General features: G+C 62.1%; 15 protein-coding genes. 5 read left to right on the forward strand and 10 right to left on the reverse strand.

Annotation, left to right across the window (positions count from 1 at the left end):
- Nucleotides 1-60: 60 nt before the first annotated feature.
- Nucleotides 61-1,041, forward strand: a complete 981-nt coding sequence (locus OZ428_RS14720; protein ID WP_269133873.1) for a Gfo/Idh/MocA family protein — start codon at nucleotides 61-63, stop codon at nucleotides 1,039-1,041.
- Between the two features lie 36 nt (nucleotides 1,042-1,077).
- The gene (locus OZ428_RS14725) at nucleotides 1,078-1,707 is read left to right on the forward strand and encodes a ribonuclease T2 (protein WP_269133874.1); all 630 of its coding nucleotides are present in this window, start codon (nucleotides 1,078-1,080) and stop codon (nucleotides 1,705-1,707) included.
- Here OZ428_RS14725 and OZ428_RS14730 read toward each other — a convergent pair.
- Complete coding sequence (locus tag OZ428_RS14730) at nucleotides 1,704-2,141, reverse strand: Rrf2 family transcriptional regulator (RefSeq protein WP_038846582.1); 438 nt, start codon at nucleotides 2,139-2,141, stop codon at nucleotides 1,704-1,706. The two genes, OZ428_RS14725 and OZ428_RS14730, sit on opposite strands and share 4 nt — an antisense overlap.
- 144 nt (nucleotides 2,142-2,285) lie before the next feature.
- On the opposite strand from OZ428_RS14730, the gene OZ428_RS14735 reads away from it, so the two are divergent.
- Both OZ428_RS14735 and OZ428_RS14740 read left to right on the forward strand, forming a co-directional pair.
- Nucleotides 2,286-3,158: an NAD(P)/FAD-dependent oxidoreductase gene (locus OZ428_RS14735; RefSeq protein ID WP_269133875.1), complete on the forward strand. Its 873-nt coding sequence runs from the start codon at nucleotides 2,286-2,288 to the stop codon at nucleotides 3,156-3,158.
- Nucleotides 3,159-3,227: 69 nt separating this feature from the next.
- A complete protein-coding gene (locus tag OZ428_RS14740; RefSeq protein WP_269133876.1) occupies nucleotides 3,228-4,916 on the forward strand; it encodes a phospholipase D-like domain-containing protein in 1,689 nt (562 codons plus the stop codon).
- Here OZ428_RS14740 and OZ428_RS14745 read toward each other — a convergent pair.
- From OZ428_RS14745 to OZ428_RS14755, 3 genes are all read right to left on the reverse strand, one after another.
- Nucleotides 4,909-5,502 carry a TetR/AcrR family transcriptional regulator gene (locus OZ428_RS14745; protein WP_033902286.1) on the reverse strand — a complete coding sequence of 198 codons (594 nt, stop codon included), beginning with the start codon at nucleotides 5,500-5,502 and terminating at the stop codon, nucleotides 4,909-4,911. The two genes, OZ428_RS14740 and OZ428_RS14745, sit on opposite strands and share 8 nt — an antisense overlap.
- 64 nt (nucleotides 5,503-5,566) lie before the next feature.
- Complete coding sequence (locus OZ428_RS14750) at nucleotides 5,567-6,409, reverse strand: alpha/beta fold hydrolase (protein WP_269133877.1); 843 nt, start codon at nucleotides 6,407-6,409, stop codon at nucleotides 5,567-5,569.
- Nucleotides 6,410-6,542: 133 nt separating this feature from the next.
- The gene (locus tag OZ428_RS14755; protein ID WP_269133878.1) at nucleotides 6,543-7,562 is read right to left on the reverse strand and encodes an NAD-dependent epimerase/dehydratase family protein; all 1,020 of its coding nucleotides are present in this window, start codon (nucleotides 7,560-7,562) and stop codon (nucleotides 6,543-6,545) included.
- Between the two features lie 172 nt (nucleotides 7,563-7,734).
- Here OZ428_RS14755 and OZ428_RS14760 point away from each other — a divergent pair, with 172 nt between their 5' ends.
- Nucleotides 7,735-8,322 (forward strand): LysE family translocator, encoded by a 588-nt coding sequence (locus tag OZ428_RS14760; protein WP_269133879.1) that lies wholly within the window; start codon nucleotides 7,735-7,737, stop codon nucleotides 8,320-8,322.
- Here OZ428_RS14760 and OZ428_RS14765 read toward each other — a convergent pair.
- From OZ428_RS14765 to OZ428_RS14790, 6 genes are all read right to left on the reverse strand, one after another.
- Complete coding sequence (locus OZ428_RS14765; protein ID WP_269133880.1) at nucleotides 8,264-9,148, reverse strand: AraC family transcriptional regulator; 885 nt, start codon at nucleotides 9,146-9,148, stop codon at nucleotides 8,264-8,266. The genes OZ428_RS14760 and OZ428_RS14765 overlap by 59 nt on opposite strands.
- Nucleotides 9,149-9,211: 63 nt before the next feature.
- Nucleotides 9,212-12,658: a hypothetical protein gene (locus tag OZ428_RS14770; RefSeq protein WP_269133881.1), complete on the reverse strand. Its 3,447-nt coding sequence runs from the start codon at nucleotides 12,656-12,658 to the stop codon at nucleotides 9,212-9,214.
- 112 nt (nucleotides 12,659-12,770) lie between these two features.
- Complete coding sequence (locus OZ428_RS14775) at nucleotides 12,771-15,233, reverse strand: TonB-dependent siderophore receptor (protein WP_269133882.1); 2,463 nt, start codon at nucleotides 15,231-15,233, stop codon at nucleotides 12,771-12,773.
- Between the two features lie 97 nt (nucleotides 15,234-15,330).
- On the reverse strand, nucleotides 15,331-16,281 hold the full coding sequence (locus tag OZ428_RS14780) for a FecR domain-containing protein (protein ID WP_269133883.1): 951 nt from the start codon (nucleotides 16,279-16,281) through the stop codon (nucleotides 15,331-15,333).
- Nucleotides 16,278-16,799, reverse strand: coding sequence for a sigma-70 family RNA polymerase sigma factor (locus tag OZ428_RS14785; protein ID WP_269133884.1), 522 nt, complete (start codon nucleotides 16,797-16,799; stop codon nucleotides 16,278-16,280). Before OZ428_RS14785 ends, OZ428_RS14780 begins: the two co-directional genes overlap by 4 nt.
- Before the next feature lie 194 nt (nucleotides 16,800-16,993).
- On the reverse strand, nucleotides 16,994-18,595 hold the full coding sequence (locus OZ428_RS14790; RefSeq protein ID WP_269133885.1) for an ABC transporter ATP-binding protein: 1,602 nt from the start codon (nucleotides 18,593-18,595) through the stop codon (nucleotides 16,994-16,996).
- Nucleotide 18,596 lies beyond the last annotated feature (1 nt).

The raw sequence follows: 18,596 nt of genomic DNA on the forward strand, positions 1-18,596 counted from the left end.
GGCGCATAAGCGGAGGGATGTGGATACTGCCCGATTGATCAAAACGCACGAGGAGAGCAGATGAGCAGCGTACGCTGGGGCATGATCGGCTGTGGCAGTGTCACTGAACTGAAGAGTGGACCGGCTTTCTACAAAGCGCCAGGTTCTGCGTTGGTGGCCGTGATGGGGCGCCGCGAAGAAGCCGTGCGTGATTATGCGGCACGCCACGGTATTGCACGCTTCTACACCGACGCCCAGGCACTGATCAGCGACCCTGAAGTGGACGCCGTCTACATCGCCACGCCGCCCGACAGTCACCTCGAATACAGCCTGATGGTGGCGGCGGCCGGCAAGCATTGCTGCGTCGAGAAACCGATGTCTTTGAATGCCGAGCAGAGCGCATTGATGCAGCGCACGTTCGAACGTGCCGGGTTGCATCTGTTTGTTTCCTATTACCGCCGTTCGCTGCCGCGCTTCCAGCAAGTGCGCGACTGGCTGCGAGATGGGCGTATCGGTGAGCTGCGCCACCTGACCTGGACCCTGTGCAAACCACCGGCTGCCCACGACGCCAATGCCGCCAACTGGCGCACAGACCCGAGCGTTGCCGGGGGCGGTTATTTTGCCGACCTGGCGAGCCATGGCTTTGACCTGTTCCAGTACCTGGCCGGCGATATCATCGAAGTGTCCGGTTACACCTCACGTCAGGAAGGCCGTTACGCGGCGGAAGATGCCGTGACGGCCAGCTGGCGCTTTGCGTCCGGCGCGCTGGGCATGGGCTGCTGGAACTTTGTGGCGGACCGTCGTGAAGACCGGGTGGAACTGATCGGCAGCCGTGGGCGAATCCAGTTCTCGGTCTTTGAGGACCAGCCCCTGCACCTTGAAGGCGAGGCGCAGGAGGTGCTGGAAGTACCGTGCCACGCGCATATCCAGTGGCATCACGTATTGGCGATGAACGCGCATATTCGCGGCGAAGTCGAGCATCCGTCGTTGGCCATCGAGGCGCTTAAGACCGATCGGATCCTGGACAAGGTGCTACAACGTAACCCCCATCACCCCGGCTAGGCACGATAGGGTTTTCTTTTTCCAAGGAATAGACGGATGAAATACTGGATAGCGGTGTGGCTGGTCCTGGCCACCAGTGCAATGGCGGCCCCGCGTAGCCAAGGCACGCCAGGCGAGTTTGATTTTTACGTGTTGTCGTTATCCTGGTCACCGACCTTTTGCCTGACGCACCCGGACAACGAACAGTGTTCAGGCAAGGGCTACGGGTTTGTGCTGCACGGCCTGTGGCCGCAGTACGCGCGGGGAGGGTGGCCGGCGTCGTGCTCGCCGCAGACACAGTTGAGCCGTGAAGAAATCGAGAAAGGTGCGGCATTGTTCCCGACCCGTTCGTTGCTCAGGCACGAATGGGCCAAGCATGGCACCTGCAGTGGACTGGAGCCGTTGGCCTACCTGGAAAAAACCGATGAGGCGTTGGGCGTGGTGAGCATTCCGCAGCAACTGCAGCCGTTCAATACGCCGCCCGCGTTGCAGGCGCGTGAGATCGAGGCGCTGTTCCGCGAGAGCAACCCACGCATGGGCAACCATGGGTTGGCGGTGATCTGCAAAGGCAAGGTGTTCTCGGAAGTGCGGGTGTGCCTGACCAAGGACCTGGCGTTTACCGGCTGCCCGCGCAGTGTAAAAACCCAGTGCCGCGACGGTGATATCCGTATCCCAAGCCAGCGCTAAGGCTGCATCGCCAGGCGATAGCGCTCATCAAAATCCTCGGCCAATTGCGCCAAGGTGACCTGGCCCAGGCGCTCCAGCAGCAGCGCCTGGGCTTGCTCGAAGGCCTGCGTCAGTGCTGCATTCACCGCTTGTTCCACCAGGCATTGTGGGTGGTCGGTGGACAAACCGATGGCGAATATCGACGGCGTGCCCAAGGCGTTGTGAATCTCCAGCAGGGTGATTTCACTCAACGGCTTGCCCAGGCTCCAGCCACCTTGATGGCCCTTTTCCGAACGGACGTAACCTTTTTCCTTGAGCAGCCCGAGCGTGCGCCGTACCACCACCGGGTTGGTGCCGAGCATCTGCGCGATGGTTTCCGAGGTGGCGCGCTCTTCATGGCGACCCATATGGATCAGCACGTGGAGCATGCGCGAAAGGCGGGTGTCATTTCTCATCATGGGGCCTCGGTTCACTCAAGCCGAAAGTATCGTTCGTAACCCTAAAAGTTGCGAGATGCTTGACGCGCTATTTTTACGTAACTTATGGTGTGTCGTGAAAGCCCTCGGATAACCGACGGCACACAACATGGGGTCATTTTCATGATGTACGACGTGATTATCGTGGGTGGCAGCTACGCGGGCCTGTCTGCCGGCCTGCAATTGGCGCGGGCGCGTCGCCAGGTACTGGTGATTGATGCGGGGCAGCGGCGCAACCGCTTTGCGGCCACCTCCCACGGTTTTCTCGGCCAAGACGGCCAGGCGCCGGAGATGATCGCTGCCGAAGGGCGCAGCCAATTGATGGAGTACCCGACGGTCACGTGGGTGCAGGACCGCGTGGTTCAGGCCGAAGGTTGCAGCGTTCGCACCGAATACAACGGTGCGTTCCAGGCCAAGCGCCTGATCCTCGCCACCGGCGTTGTCGACGAGTTGCCCACTATCGAAGGCCTGCAAGAACGTTGGGGCAAGCACGTATTCCACTGCCCGTACTGCCACGGCTATGAGCTGGATCAAGGCCGTATCGGCGTACTCGCCACCTCACCGCTGGCCATGCACCACGCACTGATGCTGCCAGACTGGGGCACCACTACGTTGTTCACCAATGGCGTATTCACCCCGGATGCCGAGCAACAAGCGCAGTTGGATCGACGTGGGGTCAGCGTGGAAAACGCGGCGGTACGGCGTATCAGCGGTGAGCGCGCCGACCTGGAGTTGGTCGACGGCCGAGTCTTCAACCTCGACGGCATCTTCACGATGTCCCGCACCCGCATCAGCCCCTTGGCCGAGCAACTGGGTTGCGAACTGGCCGACGGCCCCACCGGCCCTTACCTGCACACCAACGACATGCGCCAGACCTCCGTGCCTGGCGTGTTTGCCTGTGGTGATACGTCGCTGGCCGCCGGTTCCGTCGCGCTGGCCGTGGCCGAAGGCGTGCGCGCCGGGGTGGGCGCGCACTTTTCGTTGATCAATGGTTGAGGTAGACCTGGCTTGATCCGGCGCAGGCGCTAGACTCCAAGCACCGTCTCCCATTGGAAGGGACATCGCTTGAGCGCCGATTTCGAGAGCAAGACCACGTTCCAGGGGTTGACCTTCAAGCTGTACCGAGGAGAGGGCGCCGCACTGCTGGCGTTCGACCTGGCGCCGGACCTGGCCACCCCTGACTTTGTCGGCTTCAGCATCGAAGTGCGCTACCCCGGCGCCACACATTGGGGCGTGCTGCATAACCGCCTGCACTTCGATTACCCACCCCCGCCCGAGCGGCCGCGGACTTTTCCGTCCACCGAGGCGCCGTTCCAGAAATTCCGCTGGATCCACGTACCCAGTGAGATCCCACCAGGCCTTTTCCGCTACCGCGTCACCGCTTGCTACATGGGGGCTGACGGCACACTGAGCAAGGGTGTCGGGGTGGAAGGGCAGGTGAGCCTCGAAGCGCAGACCATCAGCCATTTCGTCAATATCGGCTTTACCCGGGGCTTTGCGTCCTCCCAGGCCTACGGCGACCGTTTCGACAATGAAACACGCATCCTGCCGCCGGTCCGTTCCGCCCCCAGTGCCTATCTGGAACTGGACATGGCGCCTTTCGAGCGCAATTACCAATGGCTGGGTTTTGAGGCGCGTCAGTTGATTCTGCAGGTGCTCGACCAAGTGGCGAACGACCCCGAGTTGAGCCTCGACGCACTGATCTACGAAAGCAAGGAGCCGGACATCCTGCGCCGCCTGGAGCAACTCGGCCCGCGCCTGCGTGCAATCATCGACGACCATGGCGACCAGGGCGCCGCCGACAGCTGCGAAAGCATCAGTGCCGCCCGCTTGAGTACCGCCGGAGCGCAGATCAAGCGTCTGCATTTCTCCAGCCAGCAGCACAATAAAGTGTTGATTGTGCGCCGCGCCGGCAAGGCGATCCGGGTGCTCGGTGGTTCCACCAACTTTGCTTTGCGCGGCTTGTATATCCAGGCCAATAACGTGCTGTTGTTTGACGACGAAACGGTCGCGGGCAAGTTCGCCGAAGTCTTCGACGCTTATTGGACCTCACCCACGACATTCCGCAAGCACCCGCTCTCGCAACAGTGGTGGGTGGTGCGCGACGAGCCAGGCTCCAAGGTATCGCTGTGTTTTGCGCCGCATGCCGACAGCGCGTTGTCCCTCGACCCCATCGCCACCAGCATCGAAAACGCCACCAGTTCGGTGCTGTATTCCATCGTGTTCTTGAGCCTGATCAACGGCAAAGTGCGCACAGCACTGGACGAGCTGATGCAGCGCGCACTGTTCTCCTACGGCGTGGCCCAGCGCATCGGCAAGCTGGCCGTGCGCAAGCCGGACGGTTCGGTGGGGCTGTTGCCGTTCGCCTACCTGGCGAGCAACGCCCCGGCGCCGTTCAAGTCGGAGTGGTCGGGGAATGCGGGGAACATGGTGCACAACAAGTTTGTGGTCACGGACTTCAATGGCGCCAACCCCACGGTGTACACCGGTTCATCCAACCTGGCCGGCGGTGGAGAGAAGAACAACGGCGACCACCTGATCCGCATCGAAGACCGCAAGATCGCCGTGGTGTATGCCATCGAGGCGTTGCGCCTGTTCGACCATTTCCACTTTCGCGTCAATGCCAGCCAGCCTGGCGCGCTGCAAACCCTGCGCCTGGCCAAACCTCCGGCTGCGGGTGAGAAAGCCTGGTTTGACGCCTACTATCGCCCCGGCCATGTGAAGGCGCGGGACCGCGAACTGTTCGTCAAATAGGCCCCGGCTGGCCGTCCACCAACTGTTGGAACAACGGCGTCAGCAGGTCGATCAACACCTGCGGATCGGCCTTCGCCAATGCCGACAGTTCCAGCATCTGGCGCATCACCTGGAAGCCCGACACCAGCGCCATCACCAGCGCTGCGCGTTCTTCGTGATGGGCGCCCTTGAGCGCGGCGGCCATGGTCGCCTGATGGCCCTTTTCCACTTGCTCGCGGCCGATGATCGCCGCGCGTTTGCTGGACGCCGAATGCAGCATGATCAGGAAACCTTCCAGCGGCGTGCTGCCGGCTTCGGTGATGCTGACCAGTGCGGTAGCCATCGTGCGGCCGAGGTTTTCCGAGCTGAGATTGTTCTCGGTGAGGATGATCGGGCTGGCCATGGTGTCGGCGATCACTTCGGCAAACAGCTGCTCCTTGGAGCCGAAGTAGCGGTTGACCAGCATTGCCGTCACGCCCGCGCCGGCGGCGATTTCACGTACCCCGGCACCGTCATAGCCCGACTGGGCAAACGCCTTGCGTGCGGACAACAAAATGGCTTCGCGGGTGACGGCGGCATTGCGCCGGCGTGGAATGGGATTGGGCATTGGCATCCTGACGTGGCTGGAAACTGTGGGCGCGCACACGGTGCGCGCCCACAGGGTACAGGGTCTATTTGCTGTCGAGGAAGCCCAGCAGTGCGGCATTGAACAACGCCGGGTCTTGCAGGAAGGCAAAGTGACTGGTGTTCGGCAGGATCAGCAGGCCAGCACCGGGGATGGTTGCGGCCATGTACTCGGTGTGTTCGCGCTTGATCGCTTCGTCATGGTCGCCGTCGGCAATCAGGATCGGCGTCTTGATGCTTTGCAGTTGCGCGTCAGTCCAGTTCGGTTGGCTGGCCCACATATGGCTGATTTGCTCGACGAACGCGTCGTACTCTTTTGGCGTCGGCGACAGCTTGGCGTACTCCTTGCCCGCGCGTTCGATGAAGGCAGCGAAGGTCGGGTTTTTCTCCACGCCGTCTTTTACGCCGGCGGTCTGGGTGTTGGCGGCGAAGGCGAACACTTTGCCGATACGGTCCGGATGGCGCAGGGCCAGGTCGATGCCGATGATCGCGCCGTCGCTCCAGCCGACGATGTCGGCGCGCGGGATTTTCAGGTGGTCGAGCACGGCCACCACGTCGTCAGCCATCAGGTCGTAACCGTAGGGTTTTTCATCCCGCGAACTGCGCCCGTGGCCACGGCTGTCGATGCTGATCACCGTGTGTTTGGCCGACAGCGCCTTGACCTGGTTCCCCCAATAGTCGGAGTTGGACAGGCCGCCGTGCAGCAGCACCACCGGCGAGCCGTGGCCGGCGCGGGTGTAGTAGACCTTGATGCCGTTGACGGCAGCGTAGCCGGTCTTGGCGCCGGTCACGGCGGCGGGCGTTGGCGGCAGGGTTTCCCAGCGTTCAGCGGCTTGGGCGGCGGAAAAAGACAGCATCAGGCAGGCAGCTGCCAGCAGGCGACGTGACATAGCGGTTCCTTGTTTGCGATGAGTAGGGGCCGAACTCTAGCACCGGCGCCAGCACCGGAAATACGCATTTTTGCCTATCAAAACCGGCCGTTTGAAAGAAAAAAATGCAGTTATATCAATGGAATAAAAGCGTCTAAACGACCTTGTGGACGATCAGGCTATTGGCACAATCGATCAGCGTCTCGCTGCTGGGGCGCGGCTGCCAGCCCAGCATCACGCGGGCTTTTTCTGCGGTGTGGCGGTGTTGGCGGCCGAGGTTGGGGGTGAGGCCGCGCAGCAGCGGATCGAAACGTGCCAGCAGGCGCAGCAGCCAATCCGGGATGTTACGGCTGGGCACCTTGTTGGCGGCGTCGCCCAGATGGTCGCGCAGTATCTGGGAAATTTCTGCCATCCACAGGAACTGCCCAACCCCCAACAGCCGCTGTCCGGCGGCGGCCGATGCGGTCATGGCGCGGAGATGCAGGGCGGCGAGATCGCGTACATCCACGACTTCGAAGCCCAGGCGCGGGTTGCCTTTGGCGCGACCTTGCAACAGGCGGGCGATGACTTGCACGGACCCGAGGGTGTCGGCGCTCATGATCGGGCCGAACACCGCACCGGGGAGCACGGTGGTCAGTGTGGTCGGGCCGGTCTGTTTGTGCATGAAGTCCCACGCGGCACGCTCGGCCTGGCGCTTGGCGTGGCGATACGGGGTCACGTGGGTTTCATTGGGGTCGAACCACACGGACTCGTCGCTGAGGCTGTCGGGACTCTGCAAGGGTGGGGTGGCGACGGTGGCGGCGCTGGTCATGACCACCCGGCGAACCCCCGCGTGGGTTGCCGCACGCAGGATACGCAAGGTCCCGTCCCGCGCCGGGGCAACCATGTCCTCCAGGTGTTGTGGCGCATCCAGGCCCAGGGGCGAGGCGACGTGCAGCACGTAGTCGCAACCGGCCATGGCCGCGCTCCACCCTTCATCGCGAGTCAGGTCGGCGGCAAAACAGGTGAGACGGGTGTGATCGATACCCTGGCCGCTCAAGGCGGCGCGCAGGGCCGGTTCCTTGGCCAGGCTGCGCAAGCTGGTGCGCACGTCATAACCCTGTTGCAACAGGCCTGCCAGGCACCAACCGGCGATGTAGCCCGTACCTCCGGTGACCAGAACCGTTTCCGCCATGACCTTTCTCCCGCCTGTGTGAATGAATTCAGGCTGACTTTAGGGCTGAAATCGCTATAAGTCTACAGTTGTATACAAAATTCTCCAAAGAGGGGCGTTTTGTTCAATACCCCGATCCAGTTGCTCTCTACCGTAGAGCCTTCGTCACTCGTTCGAATAAAAAGGAACTGTAATGAGCTTGATCATTTCCATGGCCGCCTTCGCGTTGGCCACTTCCATCACGCCGGGACCGGTGAATGTGGTGGCGCTGAGTTCGGGGGCGCGTTTCGGGTTTGTCGCCAGCCAGAAACATGTGGTTGGCGCTGCCGTGGGGTTCACCTTGTTGCTGGTGCTGATTGGCCTGGGCCTGCATGAGGTACTGGTGCGCTGGCCGATCCTGACCCAACTGATCCAGTGGGGCGGAGTGGCCTTCCTGCTGTACATGGCTTGGAAGCTAGCGGTCGACGATGGTCGACTGGATGCCGAGGGCACTGCCACCGCACCATCGATGCTGTATGGCGCGATCATGCAATGGCTCAACCCCAAAGCGTGGCTGGCCTGTGTGGCGGGGATGGGGCTGTTCGTCGCGGACGGCGACGCCGCGCAAGTCTGGCTGTTTGCGGCGCTTTACCTGGTGATCTGCTACCTGTCGGTGGCCTGCTGGGCCTATGCGGGAACCTTCCTGCGCCGCTACCTGGGCAACCCCGGAGGCGTGCGGGTGTTCAACCGTTCAATGGCCGCGTTGCTGGTGGCCAGTGTGGGTTATTTGCTGATGGCGTGAGCCGGTCGCGGTACTGCCCTGGTGTGGCAGCGAAATGCTGTTTGAAGGTGCGTTGGAAATGCGCCTGGTCGGAGAAACCTGCGGCCAGGGCTACATCGGCGATCAACTCGCCCTGGCGCAATTGCGTACGGGCAAACTGGATGCGCTGGTTGACCAGGAACGCATGGGGCGTGAGCCCGTAATACTGCTTGAACGCACGGATCAGATAGGAGGGCGACAGCTCGGCCGCACCGCAGATATCTTCCAGTTTCAGCGCCTGGGTGCAGTGCTCGCGGATGTAGTCGGCGGCACGCTCCAGCTTGTGGTTCACCTCGCGCAGTGGCGCATCGCAAGGGCTCAGGCGCTGTTGCACCTGCGTGAAGTAACTCACCAGCGCGCTTTGCTTTTGCAGGTGTTCGGCCTGTTCATCCACCAATAGGGCGTGCAACTCCAGCAAGCCGCTGTACAGCTGTGGGTCGCGGGTATGCGGGGTGGTGAACGCTCGATAACCCTGGTCGGTGCTGAAACCCAGCTGGTATTGCAAGTCGGTCAACCAGGGCGTGTCGATGTACAGCATCTGATAGGACCAGGGCTCATCAGCGATCGGGTTGCAGGCATGCACATCGCCGGGGTTCATCAGCACCACGGTGCCAGCGCTGATTTCGAAGGTCTCGGCGCCGTAGTGGTAATAGCTGCGCCCGGTAGTCACCGCGCCGATGGAGAAATGCTCGTGTGCGTGCCGGGTGTAGGTCACCTTGCGGCCATCGGCAATGGTGCGGGCCTCGATAAATGGCAAGGCGGCGTCACGCCAGAAACTGTGGGCTGTCGCGCTGGCGCAAGAGGACATGGCAGGGCACTCCGAAAACATTCGCTGTGTAGGTTTATCTATTCCCGCCGCACGTTCAAGGCTTCATTTGGCGGCCAGTGCCATGCTCAGCAAATAATCGGCCCACGGATCATCGCCACGGCTGAGTTGCGCCAGGCTGGGCACCAGCAAGGCTTGGGCGTGCAGCTGTGCGCCTTGTTGCAGGTAGTGGCGCTCGATAATGATGTTGGCCAATGCCTGCGACCGGGTTGAGTCGAGGCTGCGCGGGATGCGGTGGCCATCGGCGTCGGGCTCCGGCAAGTGATCGACTTCGGCCAGAACGCTGTCCAGCTGGTTGATATGCACCCCGGGCAAGCTCTTCACCGGCACGTCTTCCGAGGGTTCGGCACCCTTGGCGTAGGCTGGCCACTCGAACGCCAGGTTCGACACGGCCTGCCCTGTCGTGGCGGCATTGATCAGGGTGGTGTAGTCCAGGTCACGCCGTGGGCGCATCAGCAGGTATTTGGGAAAGCATTCGTACACGTGTTGGTCGCTGTAAAAACTGGCACAGATAATCAAACCGAACGTCCCGACCGGCCCGGTGCCGCTGCGCAGGGTAAAGAACACCACTCTGCCGAATTCCAGTGCCTCACGGCGGGGCAGTGACAGCGAACAAAAGGCGTTTTTCAGGTAGTCGATATAGGCGGTCTGCATCCGGTTCAGGTGTGCGGCGAAGGCCTGGGCGTACATTGGGCCGAAGGGCTGCAACTGTCCGAAATGCGGGGCCATTTGCGCGAACTGAATGCCTGGGTCCGACGATATCCAACGGTGTGACGTGGCGACCAGTTCATTGGCCATATACAGGTCGACAAACGCATATTTTTTGCCTCGGTGCGGGTTTCTCTGCAACGGATTGACTGGCTCCCACTCCCACACCAGGTCTTGCAGCAGCGATGACTTCGGGTAGACCTGCTTCAGCGCCTCAAGGGCGACCTGGCGTTGGGTCGGGACTGCTTGGTTGAAGATAGCTTCGGCTGACTGCAAGCGTGTGCGCAGGCTGTTCAGCGCGCCGATTGCGTTGTTCGTTTGCGCAATGCTGTAGTGCGCCTGGCGCGGCAGGATGCCGTTGGTGACCGCCCAGGTCAGGATCGGCGGGGTCGCCTGCGGCGAATCGAGGAACAGGCTCCAACTGCCGCGCACGGGCTGATAGGCCACGTAAAGAATTTCATCATGACTCATCTGTCGGGCGCTTCCGCGTATACGTTGCTCCAGGTAGGTGGCGAATTGCTCAAACAATACCCAGGACTGGGTGCTGCGCAAAGGCAGCGAGTCGGGAATATCCCGTACCAGCAAATAGGGCGCCTGGCCGCACAGCATCAGGTGCGCCGCCAATGCGGCGGTAGCCGGGTCAAGGCCCCTGAAGCTGTTTTCGATGTGCAAGCGTACGAACGCCACCGATTCACCCCAATAGTAGGGCGCTGCCCAATCCAGGCCGTTGATCACGGTAGAGTGCTCGTCTGCCTGGGCGTCGAAGCTGAGAATTAACGCCGCCCACAGCAATGCACTTCGGCTCGCGCGCCCGCCGCTCACACTGGCCTCACTGCCTTGCCATTGCACTGCCTCGTCCAATAGCTTGGCAAGTTGCTGCGCACGCGGCGAGGCAATCAGGCGGGCCATCAGCAAGTCGGCTTCGGCCCTGACGTCGAGCCGTGACTTGCCCGTCAGCAACGGTTCACTCAGATAGGCGAACAGTGACTGATCCGAGTCGGGCAGGAAGCCACGGCTGACGCTGACCAGTCGCTGACGATCCATTGTCGACAAGGTCCACCCTGCAGGATGTGTGGTTTTGGCGGGGGTGAGTGCGCGCCAGTAGTTACTTTCGTAGATCGGATGGGGCACGGTGATTACCCGGCGGTGGGCGGTCAGTCGCGCCGCCTCCAGGGTGGTGGGCAATGGGATGTTATAGAGCCGTAGGGCCTGGCGCAGGCTGATAGCCTGGTTGGTACGCAATTCACCGCCCAGTTGCTCGGCGACGGGCAAAAGCTGGCTCACCCTCGGCGCCAGCCGAGCGTCGGCCGTTACGTCGGCCTCAAACGATTTCCAAACGCCATCCGCGCCGAAGGCGCCCAGGCCGGTCTTCACGCTGAACAGCACATGGCTTTGCGGATCAATGTTGTGTTTCACGAGAATCGCGACAAATTCAGGTTGATCGACCAGCTCGCGCAGCTGGAGACGCGCGGAGAGCAGTTTGGGCGGCAGGGTGTCGGCATCGATTTCGATGATCGCATCAAGCCCCAGTGGGCCATTGAGCGTGCCGGTATTGACCGCCCGGTACAGCGCGTCGCGCAGGTTGTGACGATCATTGAGTACCCCGATAAAGCGACTGTAGATAAAGCGCTCATCCAGGCTGCGAGCCGCTGCATACAAAGTCGGTGCTGCCGGCATTGGCCACTGACGCAAACGCGCCACCAGCGCAGTGCGCGTGGTCTTGTCGCTAGGCAAATCAATGCCGTAGGCCCGCAGGCACGCAGCCAGGCTCAGGCTGTGATCAGGGTAAAGGTCGAGGCCGAGTTTGTCCGCCAGCCGGATCAGCGCATGCCAGCGCCAGCCAGGGGATTCGGGGCGCAATTCGTAGGGGAGCGTCTCCTCGTCTGCCGGCCGAGGTTGGACATGGATCGCGCGTTCAGCCTGATCGAAGTAGTACTGGGACGAGGCCACCTGTACGCCTTCGTCGCCATTGTCTTGGAGGATACGTTGCAAATGCTGCGCGGCGTCTATCAACGCCCGGGCCAGCCATGAGCCGGATGTGAGACGTAGGCGTGTACTGAGCAACCCCGGTCGGTCGAAAGGCTCAAGTGCTTGCAATGCAGTGGCCAACTGCTGGAAATCCAACTGTTGATTGACGCGCTCGCCATGTATCAACGAGCGGTTCAGGCCGACCGCATCAATGGACGGGAAGGCGTCGGCGGCGCGCAGCTCTTCGCTGATCACCAGGGCTTGCAGGCGATTGGTGGGCATGGGGTAGCCGTAGAACGCCAGCACCCGGTCCAGGGTTAACGTTCGCGCGAGGTTATCGACCCGATCACCAATGTAGGGCAGCCCAAGCTCAGCGGGGTCCAGCAGTTGGGCGATGAAGACAATCGGGTTGGCAACTTTCCACCAGCCCGAGTCATCAGCCAGGGTAAAGCGTTGCAGGACGGTTTGCTGCGGCGTGCGGCCCAGCAACACGCCATTGCGCACCTGCAGCGTGGTGAAGTCCAACTGCCGACGGTCTGCCCAGTCGAGGAAGTCTCCCTGGTTGATGGCCTTGTGAAAGACCTCTCCCCATTGCCCCAGCAGTGACAGCTCGGAAATAATCACCGATGTGCTCGCAGATGCCAGTGTCGGGACGTCCAGGATACCCAGCAACTGGGCGATCAGTTCACTGTCACCCAAGCGGCGCAGGTCCTCGCGCTCGCTGAGTTCGGCGGTGGTGTACTGGATGCTCGCCAGTGGCAGGGCGTCGGGGGAAAAGTCTTCGGGGGACAAGGCTAGAACAAACAAACCATCCATAACGGCGGCCTTCTGCTGTGAGGGTAACCCGTATGATTGGCTCACTCGGGCGTTCGTCGACAGCAGGCCGCTCGCTGAATGCCGTGGCGGGTCTCAGCGATGGCTGTAGGCGTTAGAAGTCCCAACGCGTGGCGAGTTGCACGCTGCGCGGCTCGCCATAGAAGCCTGTACCGAAGTTACCCAGGCCGGTGTAGTACTTTTTATCGAACAGGTTCTTCACGTTGAGCGTGGTGCTCAGGTGTTCGTTGAAGCGGTAGCGCGCCATCAAGTCCACCAGGTAGTAGCTGTCCTGGGTGATGCGCGAATCGTGGCCGAAGTTGACCGAGTCGTTCGGGTCGGGCTGGAACACATTGCCGAAAAACTCGCTCTGCCAGTTCACGCCGCCGCCCACGGTGACGTTCTGCAGGGCGCCGGGCAGGCGATAGGCGCTGAACAGGCGTACCACTTGCTGCGGCGTGGTGGTTTGCAGCACCGAGCTGTAGACGTAGCCATCATTGGCATCGCGGGTGTGCTGGTAGGTGTAGCCCGCGGAAAGGTTCCAGCCGTCCAGCACTTCACCCGACAGCTCTGCTTCGAAGCCCTTGGTGGTGGCGCCGGCAATAGGGCGGTACACCGAGTCGGTCTCGAAGCCCGAGACATACTCGGCGACGTTGTCCTGCTCGATGCGGAACGCGGCAAAACTGGCGTTCAGACGGCCCTCGTAGAACGCGGCCTTGATCCCGGCTTCGTAGGTTTCGCCTTCGATCGGGTCGAGCAATTTGCGGTCCGCGTCCTTGCTGGTTTGCGGACGGTAGATCTGCGTGTAGCTGGTGTAGACCGACCAAGTGTCGTTGAGGTCGTAGACAATCCCCGCGTACGGCGTGACCACGCCACTCTGATGATACGTGGTGCGGTTGTCGGCCTTGGTCGGGTCGTAGAAGTCGGTGGTGTCGGTGCCACTGAAATTGCTCACGCGGGTGCCGAGGATCACCGACAGGTCATCGGTGGGTTTCAGGCGTGTGGCCAGGTAGGCACCGGTCTGGCGTTGCACGATGTCGTTCTGGCCGCTGCGTGGGATATCGGGCTTGGCATATTCGCCGCGCCAATCGAAGATGCTGCCGCCCACCGCGGGGTAGATCGAGCCATACACCGGCACGTCCTGCTTTGAGCGGGTGGCCATGAAGCCCATGATCAGCTCGTGCTCGCGACCAAACAGACTGAACGGCCCGCTGAGGTTGACGTCTAGGGTGTTCTGCACCTGATCGCCCTTGTACTTGCCCATGAACATGTACATGTTCTCGCCGCTGACTGGGTCCGGGTTGCCGCCGCTGGCGGAGGCGAGCAGGGTGTCGTGCTGGCTGCGCTTGCGGTCGAGGCTGACCTTGAGCGACCAGTCGTTCGCCAGCTTTTGCTGCACCGAAGCGAAGAGCGTCTGGTTCTGGAAGTCGCGACGGCTCCAGTCGGCCGCCGGGTTGAACGAGCGCGAGAAGTTCGTGCGCGAGCCGTCGCTGAAGTACATCGGGAAACCGGTCCAGCTGGCGCCGCGTGAGCGGGTGTTCTGCTGGTCGATGCCGAAGGTCAACAGCGTGTCGGGCGTAAGGTCCGCCTCAAGGATGCCGTAGGCAATGTCCTTGGTGTTCTGGTAATGGTCCAGGTACGACTGGCGGTCCTGATACACACCGACAAACCGTCCACGCACATTGCCCGATTCGGTCAGCGGGCCGGAAATATCGCCTTCGGTGCGGTAGTTGTCCCAGGAGCCGAAGGTCTGAGTCACGGAGGCCTTGAACGCCGCCGTGGGTTTCTTGCGGATCAGGTTGACTGTGGCGGACGGGTCGCCGGAACCGCTCAACAGGCCAGCCGAACCCTTGATGATTTCCAGGTGGTCATACACCGCCATGTCGGTGCTGGTGGTGCCGTAGTCATACACGCCGTCGTAGGTGGAGTTGACGCCGTCGTACTGGAAATTGGTGATCGGCAGGCCACGGCTGGAGAACTCCCAGCGCTCACTGTCGTAGTTCTGCACGCTCACGCCGGGGGCGCGGCGCAGGGTGTCGGCGATGCTGTTGGAGCCTTGGTCATCCATCTGCTGGCGGGTGATCACGGTGACCGATTGCGGGGTCTCGCGCATCGACAGTGGCAGGCCGGTGGCCGAGGCCATGGAGCCTGTGGTGTAGGAGTGGGTGTCTTCAGTGGTGGCGCCAAGGTCCTGGCCAGAAATGGTCGTGGCGCCCAGTTCGAGGGCACCGGTATTGGCCGGGATCTGTTCCAGCACATAGCCGTTGTTGCCTTGGGGCAGGGCCTGCAAACCGCTGCCCTGCAACAGGCGCTGCAAGCCGGCTGCCGGGGTGTAGCTGCCATTCAGGCCGGGGCTGGTCTTCCCGGCGGCGAGGTGGTTGTGGCCGGCGATGTAAATACCGGACTGCTCGGCAAAGCTGTTCAGCACACTGACCAGGGAGCCGGCGGCGATGCGATAGCTGCGGCTGGCTTCCTGGGTCGAGGGCGATTCGGCGGCTTGCAGCGTCGGTGCGCCGAGGCAAAACAGCGAGGTAGCCAGCGCCAATGGGCGCAGCGCGAAGCGAGCAGGTTGCGACATGGATGTTTCCCTTTGGATCAAATCGATCGGCGAAATGAAGCGTCTGCAGGGTTAACCGAACGAGTTTTCAAAAAGGGAACTGGCGGTTGAGGATTGTTTACCGAGGACCGACGGTGACCCACCATGTCATCGGTTTATCGACACGTATCGGCAATGCGGCTTGCAGCAGATGTAGCGCGTGGTCGCTGTCCATCAACGGGAATGAACCCATCACCGGCAAGTGCGCCACGGCCGGGTCGCAGCCCAGGTGGCCGGGGCGATAACGGTTGAGTTCGGCGATCAGTTGGCCAAGCGGCAGGTTGTCCGCCAGCAATACGCCGCGGCTCCAGGCCTCGCGCGACGGTGAGGCCGGTGCGGTTGGCCTGAAGCCGTTGCGGCTGAATGAGACTTGCTGGCCGGCTTCGATGATGCGCACGGGGTGGTCGGCAGCGGTGACTTGCACGCGGCCTTCGAAGACGTTGAGTTGGGTGTGGTCGTCGCTTTGCACCACGCTGAAACGAGTACCCAGCGCCTGCATACGGCCGTGTGCGGTATCCACCAGGAACGGCCGGCTGGCATCCTTGGCCGTGTCGATCAGCACTTCGCCAAAACGCAGTTGCAGCAAGCGTTGGACCCCATCAAAGCGCACATCCAGAGCCGTCAAGGCGTTCAACCACACATGACTGCCATCGGCCAGCAGCGTGTCGCGGGTTTCACCGCTACGGGTGGCATAGTCCGCACTCCAGCCGCCGACCAGCCGGGGCAGGGCGGTATTGCGCCAGGTGCCCCAGGCCAGTGTCGAACCGACGCCCAGCACCAGCAGCGTCTTGAGGGTTTGACGGCGCGAGGTGCGCAACGCCCGGCTGGCGCCATGGGCGTGTTCCTGCAACGGGGTAAACCGCTGGCTTACACGTTGCACATAGTGCCAGGCCGCCAGGTGCTCGGGGTTCTGCGCGACCCAGGCCTGCCAGTGCAGTTGCTCCAGGGCTCCCCCTTGATCCTGCAGGCGCACGTACCATTGCGCCGCCTGCTCCAGGCTGGCGTGGCTGAGTTTGCCGGGCGTGTTCATTGCACCAGCATGCCGTCGAGTTCCGCTTCCAGGATCGCGCAATGCAACAGGGCCTGAGCCATGTACTTCTTGACCATGCGTTCGCCCACGCCCAACTGCTCGGCGATCTGCTTGTAGGCCAGGCCGTGCAGTTGGGCGAGCAGGAAGGCTTCGCGGACGTTCTTTGGCAGACGCGCAAGCATGGCGTCCACTTCGTAGAGGGTCTCGACAATGATTGCGCGTTGTTCCGGTGACGGCTGGGTGGCTTCCGGGCACAGGGCCAGGCTGTCCAGCCAAGCTCTTTCCAGCTGGCGCCGCCGCCAGAGGTCGATGCACAAGCCTCGCGCGATGGTTGCCAGGTACGAGCGCTGGCCCACGTGGTCGGTCTCGACCGGCGGGCGGTTGAGGAGGCGAACAAAGGTGTCGTGGGCCAGGTCAGCGGCATCCCAGCGGTCGTTCAGCCGACGGCGCAGCAGGCCGAGCAGCCAGCCGTGGTGAGTGCCGTAGAGGTGGGTGAAAGAGGTCGACACGATGTCCATCCAGCGCAAAAGGATTGGCGTAAATAAGAATTGGTCGCGATTAAAGCAAAGGGAGGAGATGTGCGCAAATGATATTGGATTGCTTTTGTGTGGGAGCCGGGCTTGCCCGCGATGGCGGTGTATCAGTCAGCGGATGTATTAGCTGACCCGCCGCTATCGCAGGCAAGCCAGCTCCCACATTTAACAGTGTTTAGTCAGGCGGGCACGAGGAAGGCTGCCTCCAGCAGTTGCCGGGTGTAGGCATGCTGCGGGTCGGCAAAAATCGCCTTGGCATCGCCTTGTTCCACCACCTGCCCATGCTTGACCACCATCAACTGGTGACTCAGCGCCTTCACCACCGCCAGGTCATGGCTGATGAACAGGTAGGTCAGGTTGTACTTGGCCTGCAGGCTACGCAGCAGTTCCACCACTTGGCGTTGCACCGTGCGGTCCAGGGCTGAGGTAGGTTCATCGAGCAGGATCAGGCGCGGCTTGAGCACCAAGGCGCGGGCGATGGCGATTCGTTGGCGCTGGCCGCCGGAGAACTCGTGGGGGTAGCGGTGGCGGGATTCGGGGTCGAGGCCCACTTCCTTGAGCGCCGCGATGATCGCGGCTTCCTGCTCGGCCGGCGTGCCCATCTTGTGGATGCGCAGGCCTTCGCCGACGATCTCGCTGACGCACATGCGCGGGCTCAGGCTGCCGAACGGGTCCTGGAACACCACCTGCATTTCCCGGCGCAGCGGGCGCACTTGCTGTTGGGTGAGCTTGTCCAGTTGCTGGCCTTCAAAGCGAATGCCGCCCTTGCTGGCGATCAACCTTAGAATCGCCAGGCCCAAGGTGGATTTGCCCGAGCCGCTTTCACCGACGATGCCCAGGGTTTGCCCCTGGGGCAGGCTGAAGTTGATGCCGTCCACCGCCTTGACATAATCGACGGTGTTGCGCAGGAAGCCTTTCTTGATCGGGAACCAGACTTTCAGGTCATCGACTTCCAGCAAAGGGGGGCCGACTTCGTTGCTGGCCGGTCCGCCGCTGGGCTCCGCCGCGAGCAGTTCCTGGGTGTACGGATGCTGGGGCGACTGGAACAGCGTTTCACAGTCGGCCTGCTCGACGATGCAACCCTTTTGCATCACGCACACGCGATGGGCGATGCGCCGCACCAGGTTCAAGTCATGGCTGATCAGCAGCAGGGCCATGCCCAGGCGCGCCTGCAATTCCTTGAGCAGTTCAAGGATCTTCAATTGCACGGTCACATCCAGCGCCGTGGTCGGCTCATCGGCGATCATCAGCTCCGGCTCATTGGCCAGGGCCATGGCGATCATCACCCGCTGGCGCTGGCCTCCGGACAGCTCATGGGGCAGGGCCTTGAGGCGTTTGTGCGGTTCGGGAATGCCCACCAGATCCAGCAGCTCCAGGGTGCGCTGGGTGGCGACCTTGCCTTGCAGCCCCTTGTGCAGCCCGAGCACTTCGTTGATCTGCTTCTCGATGGAGTGCAGCGGGTTCAACGAGGTCATCGGCTCCTGGAAGATCATCGCAATGCGGTTGCCACGAATATGGCGGATGGTTTTTTCTTTCAGTGTGAGCAGGTCTTGCCCGGCATAGTCGATGGTGCCGGAGGGGTGCCGCGCCAGCGGGTAGGGCAGCAGGCGCAGGATCGAGTGGGCGGTCACCGATTTGCCCGAGCCACTTTCGCCCACCAGGGCAATGGTCTCGCCACGCTTGATGTCGAAGCTGACGTTGTTCACCACGCGGTGGTGATGGTCGCCCGTGACGAACTCGACGGAGAGGTCGCGGATTTCGATCAGATTGTCCTGATTCATC

The sequence above is a fragment of the Pseudomonas sp. GXZC genome (genome assembly GCF_026967615.1).
Lineage (GTDB): Bacteria > Pseudomonadota > Gammaproteobacteria > Pseudomonadales > Pseudomonadaceae > Aquipseudomonas > Aquipseudomonas azotoformans_A.